This window comes from Streptomyces colonosanans, assembly GCF_001866645.1.
Lineage (GTDB): Bacteria > Actinomycetota > Actinomycetes > Streptomycetales > Streptomycetaceae > Streptomyces > Streptomyces colonosanans.
Genome location: NZ_MLYP01000077.1, coordinates 26,073 through 35,420, shown reverse-complemented (window position 1 = coordinate 35,420; position 9,348 = coordinate 26,073). Strand labels below are relative to the sequence as shown.

Here is a 9,348-nt window from a genome sequence, read left to right as displayed (position 1 = left end):
ATCACCCCCATCGGCGAACCCAGGCACACGCGTTCGTCTTCACCCGGCTCCACCGGGCAGGCCACAGCGGCGCTCCGCGCCCGGAAAGCAGGACGCGGCGACGCTCCGCGTCGCTGCCACAAGATGCGATGCCTCCCCGGCGTGAGCGCCGGGGCCTCCTCGCAAGAAACAGGTGAACCTCGCCCGTCCGTACGGGACACGGGCTGCCCTCGTACTCCCCCGTGCTCATCGGGTGACGGCAGAGGTCATCCCGTGCCCGTGGGGCCCGGCGTCGTCTCCGCGGCCGACGCCGTGATGTCGGCCGTGCTCTCGACCGCCTTGCCGCGCACCGCCCACAGGGTCTGGTCGTCCGCGTAGAGCCGGACCGTGACATGGTGCGTGCCACGCGGGATCAGCCGGCCGGAGAGGTGGTAGTCGCCGGAGCGCAGCCGTACGAGAGAGCGGCCGTCCAGGTAGAGCCGGGCGACGCCCTGGCCCGCCACGGCCTCCGGGTGCACACCGGCGGGTGAGAAACGGAAGTTGCGGACGGTCAGCCGCACATTCCAGTCGTCGCCGGAGTCCGGCTTGACCTCGACCGCCACCTCGGGCGCGCCCTTCTTGTCGACTTCACGGTAGTGCCGTCCCTCCTCGTCCGTGGCGCCCAGCACCTTGCCCACCGGCGAGGCCGTCACCTCGCCCTTCCGCTCGTGCGCGTCGCCTGAGCCACAGCCCGCCAAGCCACCGAGTAGCGCACCCACCGCGAGCACGGCGCGCAGTCCGCGCGTCCATGACATACCGACGAGCGTATGGCACCCGTCTTGCGGCCGAATCCCTCCCAGGGACTGGTTCTTGTGTCCCCCGGCGGTCGTAGTCGGTTCTCGTCCGCCCTCTTGCGCACGGGGCACCTGAATCCTACGGTGATCCATAGGAATCAGTGACAAGGGAGCGGTGATGAGCGGGGACGCGAGGAAGACCGCGGAGGGGCTGTCCTATCTCTCCGGTTTCGGCAATGAACACAGCTCCGAGGCGGTACCGGGCGCCCTGCCCGATGGCCGCAACTCCCCGCAGCGCGCCCCGCTCGGGCTGTACGCGGAGCAGCTGAGCGGAACGGCGTTCACGGAGCCCCGGGCGCACAACCGCCGTTCCTGGCTGTACCGCATCCGCCCCTCCGCGGCGCACCCGGTCTTCACGCGCAGGGACAACGGCGCGCTGCGCTCGGGCCCGTTCACGGAGACGGTGCCCGACCCGAACCGGCTGCGCTGGAACCCGCTGCCCGAACCCCCGGCGGGGACGGACTTCCTGGCCGGCCTGTGGACCCTCGGCGGCAACGGCGACGTGACCCAGCGCGCCGGCATGGCCGTGCATCTGTACCACGCCAACGCGTCCATGGACCGGGTCTTCAGTGACTCCGACGGCGAGCTCCTGATCGTCCCGGAGCGGGGCGGGCTGCTGCTGCGCACCGAGTTCGGGATGCTGCATGTGGAGCCCGGCCATGTGGCGCTGATCCCGCGTGGGGTGCGCTTCCGTGTGGAGCTGCTCGACGACTCCGTCCGCGGGTATGTGTGCGAGAACTACGGGGCGCCCTTCCGGCTGCCCGACCTCGGCCCGATCGGCGCCAACGGCCTCGCCAACGCCCGGGACTTCCGCGCCCCGGTCGCCGCGTACGAGGATGTCGAGGGCCCGGTCGAGGTGGTGAACAAGTTCTGCGGCAACCTCTGGACGGCCGTCTACGACCACTCGCCGCTCGACGTCGTCGCCTGGCATGGCAACCATGTGCCGTACGTCTATGACCTGCACCGGTTCAATGTGATCGGCACCATCAGCTACGACCACCCCGACCCGTCGATCTTCACGGTGCTGACCTCGCCGAGCGACACCCCGGGTCTGGCGGGCATCGACTTCGTCGTCTTCGCGCCGCGCTGGCTGGTGGGCGAGGACACCTTCCGGCCGCCCTACTTCCACCGGAACGTGATGAGCGAGTACATGGGCCTCATCGAAGGCGCGTACGACGCCAAGGCGGAGGGCTTCGTGCCGGGCGGCGGCTCGCTGCACAACATGATGTCGGCGCACGGCCCGGACCGGGAGACGTTCGAGAGGGCCAGCGCCGCCGAGCTCGGGCCGCAGAAGGTCGACGACGGGCTGGCGTTCATGTTCGAGACCCGCTGGCCGATGACCCTGACACCGCACGCGGCACAGGCGGAGCACCTGCAGCGCGAGTACGACGACGTGTGGCAGGGCCTCGAGCGCCACTTCCGCCCGTTGCACTGAGCGCCGGTGACCGGTACGGATACCCCCGTGTCCTCCTTCGCTCCCGACTCGATCGTCCTGAACCGCAAGCTGCCGCTCTGGTACCAGGTGTCGCAGTCGCTGCGCGCCTCGATACTCGGCCGCTCACCCCAGGACCCGCTGCGCCTGCCCACCGAGGAGCAGTTGGCGGCGCACTACGGGGTGAGTGTGCTGACCATGCGGCAGGCGCTGAAGGAGCTGGAGGACGAGGGGCTGATCAGCCGCTATCGCCGGCGCGGCACGTTCATCGAGCCCAGTGCGATCAGGGGCGCTCCGGTACGGCTGCTGGGCTCGGTGGACGCGATCGTGGCCCAGCAGTCCGGCATGACGACCGAGTTGCTGGACCACGGCACGGCCCCGGTGCCCGCCGAACTCGCCGAGTACTTCCCGGATCTCGCGGAGGTGGCCACGTACCACCGGCTGCGCAGCGACGAGAAGACCGGCGAGCCGACCAATCACGCGCGCAACTACGTCCGTCCCGAGCTGGCCCGGCGCATCGACCACGAGGACCTGACGCGGTGGCCGATGACCAGGGTGCTGCGGGACGTGGTGGGCGTGGACATCAGCCGCATCAGCGACACCGTGGAGGCACGGCTGGCCGACCCGGAGACGGCGCGGCTGCTCCAGGTCCCGCTGCTCAGCCCGATCCTGCACTACACCGGCATCACCTACGACACCGACGGGCGCCCGCTCGACGTGGCGGTGATCCATTACCGCGGGGACCGCTTCTCGTTCACGGTCACCCTCGAAACCACCTGACCGCGTCGTACCATGCCGGGCGTGACGTACGACGACGCTCCGCTGCTCGCGGACCTCATGCCGTGGTCCGTCGCCCCCCTGCGGCCCGGCCGCGCGTGGCCGTCGGCGCCCGACGCTGATTCGCTGAGGGCGCGCTGGGACGCTCTCATGAAGGCCGAACAGCCTGATCGCGAGGCGCTGTTCGAGCCCACGCGTTCGCGCACGCTGCACACGTCGGTCGGGTCGCTGCCGGGCCGGGACGGCGGAACCGGGAGGCTGCTGCGCGCCTCGGGTCCCTGCCCGCAGCCCGTCCGCGTACTGCACGCACCGTTCGACGAGCAGTGGCTGATCCCCGACCATCGGCTGATCGACGCCGCACGCCCCGAGTTGTGGCGGGTGGCGGACGCGCACCAGTGGGTCGCCGACGTGGCGCGCCGTGCTGATCGCGGCGTTCCGGCCGCTCGCGGTACGCCGGTACACGCACGGCACGTGAGGAAGCAGGGCGCACAGCCTCCGCCCGGCCGGGCGCCGTCCTTCCGGGCGGGCGGTTCGGAGGCCGTCGGGACACTGTCGAGCATCCGAGCCGAGGGGGGTGGGGATGCCGGTGGGGCCGTTCACAGCGCTACCGCCGGGTGGGGGCGTGACGCGCATGGGGGACGTGCCCGCGCCCGGGAGCACACCTTGGCGCTGCCGCGTGCCGTGGGGATGACGGACGACGAGATCGCAGCGCTGTGCCGGGACGGTGTGGCGGCCTGAGCACGGGCCCTTGCGGGACGCCCGCGTCGCGGGCGCCAGTAGGAAGGCCGGTGTCGCTCAGCGCCCGCCGAACAGCGAACGCCGCAGTCGGCGCAGCGGCGCGAAGAGCGAGACCCCTCGCACGCGCGCACGCCTGCCGGAGTGGTCGTGCGTGGCGCTGCGTGAGGTCAGCTCGCGCATCAGCAAGGTCGCCTCGGCCGTCTCACGCTGCGGGACAGCAGGGCCCCCCAGCACCGAGAGATGGCGGTCGAGGCGCGAGCTGGTCGCACTGCTCCCGCAGACGATGGCAGGGACTCTTGCCCTGCTGCGCACTGTTATCTGTTCCATGTCACTCCCCACCCGTACGAGTCCACCCGGCCCGGGCAGAGTAACCCTATCGCCCCCTCATGGCACTCGTGTATCGCGGGCCCAGGATTCACCTCCTCTGTAAGGGGATTGACGATCACTGTCCGAATCCGACGGATTGCAGGGCGAGTTGGAGGAAGGATCGGCTGGTGGCGGCAGGGGTTGCCGCCGGGCCGGCCGGTCGTGGCGGGTGCGGGAACGGCTTACCGGAACCGCTCGTGAGCAGGGGCGTGCCGCCGGGGAGGAGACCGGGGGAGCACGGTTGCACGACGGGGCGCATGCACCAGAGTTGATGCACGCTACCGCGGGACGGTGCGCCGAGTCCGCTGCGGTGACGATCGCGCGCCTCGGTCCCCCACTCGCCGTCGCGGCCCCCGGAGACGGACTGGTGTTCAAAGGGGCGGCATCCGCACTCGGTTGAGCTACTTTTGGGAAGACACCACGCAAAGCGGATAGATCACGCGGATGCGAATGGGGGGACGCCCGTGTCCGTAGAGCCCGGCCCTGAGCGTGTGATCGCGGGACGCTACCGTCTTCTGTCCCCCCTCGGCGAGGGCGGCATGGGAACTGTGTGGCGGGCCCGCGACGAGGTCCTGCGCCGGGAGGTGGCCGTCAAGGAGGTGCGCGCCCCGGCCGGGCTTCCGGCGGCCGAGGTCGAGCGCCTGTACGCCCGGCTGGAGCGCGAGGCCTGGGCCGCCGCCCGGGTGTCGAACCGGAACGTGGTGACGGTCTACGACGTGGCCCACGAGGACGGCCGTCCCTGGATCGTGATGGAACTGATCCGCGGTATCGCGCTGTCGGACCTGCTGGACACCGAGGGCCCCCTCTCCCCGCGGCGGGCCGCGTCCATCGGCGCGGAGGTGCTCGCCGCCCTGCGCGCCGCACACGCGGCCGGGGTGCTGCACCGGGACGTCAAACCGGGCAACGTGCTGCTGGCGAACGACGGCCGGGCGGTCCTCACGGACTTCGGCATCGCCCGGGTCGAGGGCAGTTCGGCGCTGACGATGACCGGTGAGGTCGTCGGCTCGCCGGAGTTCCTCGCCCCCGAGCGGGCCATGGGGCACACTCCGGGGCCCGAGTCCGATCTGTGGTCGCTCGGGGTGCTGCTGTACGCGGCGGTCGAGGGCAACTCGCCGTTCCGGCAGGACACCCCGCTCAGCACGCTGCGGGCGATCGTCGACGAGGAACTGCCGCCACCGCGCCGGGCCGGGCCGCTGACCGGGGTGATCGAGGGGCTGCTGCGCAAGGACCCGGCCGAACGCCTCCCGGCCGAGTGGGCCGAGCAGGACCTGCGGATCATCGGCGCGGGCGGCACTCCGCGCACGGGTGCCCCTGCGTACACACCGACCGTCACCACCTTCCCGGACGAACCGCCTACCGCTCGGCTGTCCACGCCCGGGCCCGCCTACACGGCTCCGCCGGAGCCCGCGGAGCGAGGCCGTCGTGCCGTCGCCGTACTGATCGCGGGCTTGGCCGTCCTCGTGCTGGCCGTGGCGGGGCTGACATACGCCCTGGCGAACCGCAGTGACGGAGGCGACAAACAGGGCACAGGCGGCGGGGCCACGCACAGCAACGGCACGGGCGGCGGGGGCGATTCGAGCAGCCCCGCGCAGAGCACGGATGCGGGCACCGCCCCCACGGGCACCACCCCCACGAGCGGCTCCCCGTCCGCCAGCGCGAGCGGGGGCGGTCACACGAAGAGCCCGCCCGCCCAGTCCGTGTCGGTGAAGGTCACGGGGACGCACACCGACTACTCCGGCCCTTGCTGGTCGTCGGACTCGACGCCACCTACGTTCACGGTGACGTTCACGGTGGGCAGCGTCCCCGCCGATGTGTCCTACCGCTGGGTCACGAGCACGGGGGAGGTCTCGGACCCGGGGTGGACGACGCTGTCGTTCCCAGCGGGCGGTGCGAGGACGGCGGAGCGGCAGATCGTGGTCACCACCGAGGACGTAAGCGGCACCGTGCGCGGCGAGATCCGTGTGGAGGTACGCGGTCCGGTGCGGACCACCTCCAACTCGGTGCCGTTCTCGGTGACCTGTGAGACGGAGACCCCGACGGGCGAGGCCTCCCCCTCCCATTCATGACCGTCAGGCCAGGCTGTTGAGCAGCGGCAGGTAGCCGCCGGACTGGCCGGCCGCGGTCGGGTGGTAGGACTCGCCGATGTTCAGCCAGTCGACGCTGTGCAGCCATGAGTCTCCGGAGCAGAGCTCGTGGCCGCTGAAGGTGCTGCGGGTGTCACCGAAGGCGAAGCCGTGGTTGGCGGCACGCTTGGCGATCGCGGTGTCGATGTAGTCGGCGGCGCCGTTGATGGCCGACCGCTTGGTTTCGGACAGCCCGAGGCAGAGGGTGGTGTTGAGCTTGTAGAAGCGGGGGTACCCCAGGACGACCACACGGGCCGAGGGGGCCTTGGAGCTGATCGCGTTGTAGACGGCGTCGAGCCGACCCGGCAGGGTCGAGTCGACGTACGCCTTGGCCGTCGCGATCCGTGACAGGCAGCCACTGTCGGAGCTGGTCACACAGTTCGTCATGACATCCGCGAAGCCGGCGTCGTTGCCGCCGACGCTGATGGAGACGAGGCTCGTGGACGAGTTGAGGGCACCGAGCTGATTGTTGATCACATCGGTGGTGACGGCGCCCGAGCAGGCCATGAAGCTGAACGAGGACGGGGCGTGGGAACCCTGCCAGAGGTACGGGTAGGCCTTCGTGCTGCGCTTGCAGTCGCCGCTGGAACTGATGTAACTGCCGGAGCCGACACCGGAGGAGTAGGAGTCACCGAGAGCCACATAGGCCCCTGTCGACGCCTGCGCCGCGGACGCCCCGGTGAGGGCGATGCCGACGGCGAGGAACAGCGATGTCACGTACGCCACAAGGCGAGGACGTCTCATGGAATCTCCTTTGCGGGGGGGGTGGGCAAGAACGGTGCCGCAACTGTGGTACCAGCTACGCGCGTTGACCGGAAGTGTTCATGCCAAAGATGTGAGCGCTTGCCCAGATCCCGTCCTCCGCACGCCCACTGCCCGTCTGTTACGTGACCATGACAGATACCTGACGGCGTGCCAAGACCTTGAAATCAGAAACGAGTTGACCCGCTCTTTCCTCAGCCTCGGGCGGAATTCATCGCTCCGGGCCGTTCGTATTTGGAGGCGCGCACCCTCACACTCACGCGCCCCACGACGCCCGCGATGACGTCGGCCACATTCACCGAACACAGGTTCCTCAAAGGCCTCGCAGGCCTTTACGGAACACATGTTTAGAGCAGGCCAAGAACGCGTGTGTACGGCTTCCGCATCTTGACGACCCCCAGTCGCCTGCGCGACATTGAAGCCCGGCATCCGGCGCTTCGGGGGGCAAAGTCGCCAATGCAGACCTTAGGCATCAAGCCACCTTCATCAGGTGAGGACGGGCAGCTGGGACAGAATCCGGGAGGGGACCTGTCACCCCTGCTCACGGGCGCGGCCGTGGTCGTCGCGACAGCCGGCGCGATCCTCGCGCTCAGCGACGCGGACTCACCGCTGCGCGGCCCGTTCACACTGTTCTTCCTGCTCGCCGCGCCGGCCATGGCCATCGGAGCCGCCCTGCGGGAGCTGGATCCATTCGCCCGCACAGTGGTGTCCGTCGCGGGAGCGATCACGATCGATCTGCTCGTCGCCCAGGGCATGCTGGCGGTGCACCGATGGTCGGTCCGCGGCGGGATCGTCGCCGTGACCGTGATCAGCTCCCTCGTTCTCCTGCTGGTACTGGTACGGCGGCAGCGCGGCCGTACGGTGAGAAGACGGGCCTGAAGACGTGGACATCAGGGTGTACCGCCCCGGCGAACTCAGCTCCGCGGACCGGGCGGCATGGACGGCCTTGCAGTCGAAGGCCCATCTCAACGGCTCGCCCGAACTGGCGAACCCTTTCCTCTCCCCCGAGTTCACACTCGCCGTGGGCCGAGCAAGACGCGGCGTGCGGATCGCGGTCGCCTACGAGGACGGCGAGCCCGCCGCGTTCTTCCCGTTCCAGAGAACGGCCGCAGGGGTCGGCCGGGCCGCCGGTCTCGGGGTCTCGGACTGCCAGGGCCTGGTGCACCGGCCCGGCTTCACCTGGGACGCCAAGGAGCTGCTGAGGGCCTGCTCCCTGGCCGTCTGGGAGTTCGACCACCTGATGGAGGGCCAGGCTCCGTTCGAGGAGGGAGTCTCCGGCACCTTCCCGTCCCCGGTCATGGACGTCGATCAGGGGTACGACACCTACCTGAACCAACTGCGCGCCCGGTCACCGAAGTTCACCCGTACCACGCTCGCCAAGGAGCGCAGACTGGGACGGGATGCCGGCGAGGTGCGCTACGTCCACGACGAGCGCGACCAGGCCGCCCTGCACACACTGATGGCCTGGAAGTCCGCGCAGTACCGCAGAACCGGGCGCAGCGACCGCTTCGCGCACCCCTGGATCAATCAGCTGGTACACCAGCTCTTCCACACCCGCTCCGAGCCGTTCGCGGGAATTCTGTCGGTCCTCTACGCGGACGGCCGGCCGATTGCGGCGCACTTCGGACTGCGCACCGAACGCGTTCTCGCCTGCTGGTTCCCGGCGTACGACACGGATTTCGCGAAATACTCCCCCGGGCTGATCCTGCATCTGCGGATGGCCGAGGCGGCAGCGGCCGACGGCATCGCTTACCTGGATCTAGGACGGGGCCAGAAGGAATACAAGGATTCCCTGAAGACACGGGAGATTTCGGTGTCGGAAGGGTGGGTGACGCGACGTCACCCTGTCGCGTTCGGACACAGGGCGCGTCGCGCCCCGGTCCGGGCACTGCGCAATGCGGTGCTGTCACGGCCGGAACTCTTCGAGTCGGCCGACCGGGTCCTCAAACGGATGGGGAAGATCCGTTCGAGGCGCTGAGTTACGGCAATATCAACAAAACGAGGGACATGTCCCAGGTCTTGCCATAAAGACGCAACCGTCAATACCGTCATACATCTACCCGCATCGGCCCGTCATCAAGCGGCTCCGGGGGAGGGCTCAGGTACCGCGATGGTCCGGCGCGGAGCGCGGTAGGGGGGTGCCGTGCTCGGTGGACGCTGTCGTACCGAGCCGTGCCGCGCGACCGGCTGCCGACTTCCCGGCGGACGGCAAGCTTTGCCAGCTCACCCGGCATGCCCGGCGATCCATTTCGCCATGCCGTGGGTGAGAACCCCCCTTTCGAACCGGACCAAAAGCCGGACCGTCCAGGGGCGGACGGTCCACCGGACGAGAGGGACC

The 9,348-nt window shown here is 69.8% G+C and carries 8 protein-coding genes and 1 pseudogene; 6 read left to right on the top strand and 3 right to left on the bottom strand.

The window, feature by feature from the left end:
* Positions 1-245: 245 nt before the first annotated feature.
* Positions 246-773 carry a hypothetical protein gene (locus BIV24_RS26730; protein WP_071369022.1) on the bottom strand — a complete coding sequence of 176 codons (528 nt, stop codon included), beginning with the start codon at positions 771-773 and terminating at the stop codon, positions 246-248.
* 157 nt (positions 774-930) lie between these two features.
* On the opposite strand from BIV24_RS26730, the gene hmgA reads away from it, so the two are divergent.
* The 3 genes and pseudogenes from hmgA to BIV24_RS26715 form a co-directional block, all read left to right on the top strand.
* The gene (gene hmgA / locus BIV24_RS26725) at positions 931-2,247 is read left to right on the top strand and encodes a homogentisate 1,2-dioxygenase (RefSeq protein WP_071369021.1); all 1,317 of its coding nucleotides are present in this window, start codon (positions 931-933) and stop codon (positions 2,245-2,247) included.
* Between the two features lie 27 nt (positions 2,248-2,274).
* Complete coding sequence (locus BIV24_RS26720; RefSeq protein ID WP_071369020.1) at positions 2,275-3,024, top strand: GntR family transcriptional regulator; 750 nt, start codon at positions 2,275-2,277, stop codon at positions 3,022-3,024.
* Positions 3,025-3,036: 12 nt separating this feature from the next.
* Positions 3,037-3,417: pseudogene (locus BIV24_RS26715) on the top strand (type ISP restriction/modification enzyme); the annotation flags it as partial.
* Positions 3,418-3,816: 399 nt separating this feature from the next.
* Here the strand turns inward: BIV24_RS26715 and BIV24_RS26710 are convergent.
* Entirely contained in the window at positions 3,817-4,086 is a 270-nt protein-coding gene (locus tag BIV24_RS26710) for a hypothetical protein (RefSeq protein ID WP_071369026.1), read from the bottom strand.
* Between the two features lie 578 nt (positions 4,087-4,664).
* Between BIV24_RS26710 and BIV24_RS26705 the strand changes: the two genes are divergently transcribed.
* On the top strand, positions 4,665-6,191 hold the full coding sequence (locus BIV24_RS26705; RefSeq protein WP_245766950.1) for a serine/threonine-protein kinase: 1,527 nt from the start codon (positions 4,665-4,667) through the stop codon (positions 6,189-6,191).
* Positions 6,192-6,194: 3 nt separating this feature from the next.
* Here BIV24_RS26705 and BIV24_RS26700 read toward each other — a convergent pair whose 3' ends face one another.
* On the bottom strand, positions 6,195-6,992 hold the full coding sequence (locus BIV24_RS26700; RefSeq protein WP_071369018.1) for an SGNH/GDSL hydrolase family protein: 798 nt from the start codon (positions 6,990-6,992) through the stop codon (positions 6,195-6,197).
* A gap of 474 nt (positions 6,993-7,466) precedes the next feature.
* On the opposite strand from BIV24_RS26700, the gene BIV24_RS26695 reads away from it, so the two are divergent.
* A complete protein-coding gene (locus BIV24_RS26695) occupies positions 7,467-7,889 on the top strand; it encodes a hypothetical protein (RefSeq protein WP_071369017.1) in 423 nt (140 codons plus the stop codon).
* 4 nt (positions 7,890-7,893) lie between these two features.
* Positions 7,894-8,988: a GNAT family N-acetyltransferase gene (locus BIV24_RS26690; RefSeq protein ID WP_071369016.1), complete on the top strand. Its 1,095-nt coding sequence runs from the start codon at positions 7,894-7,896 to the stop codon at positions 8,986-8,988.
* The last annotated feature ends 360 nt before the right edge of the window (positions 8,989-9,348 follow it).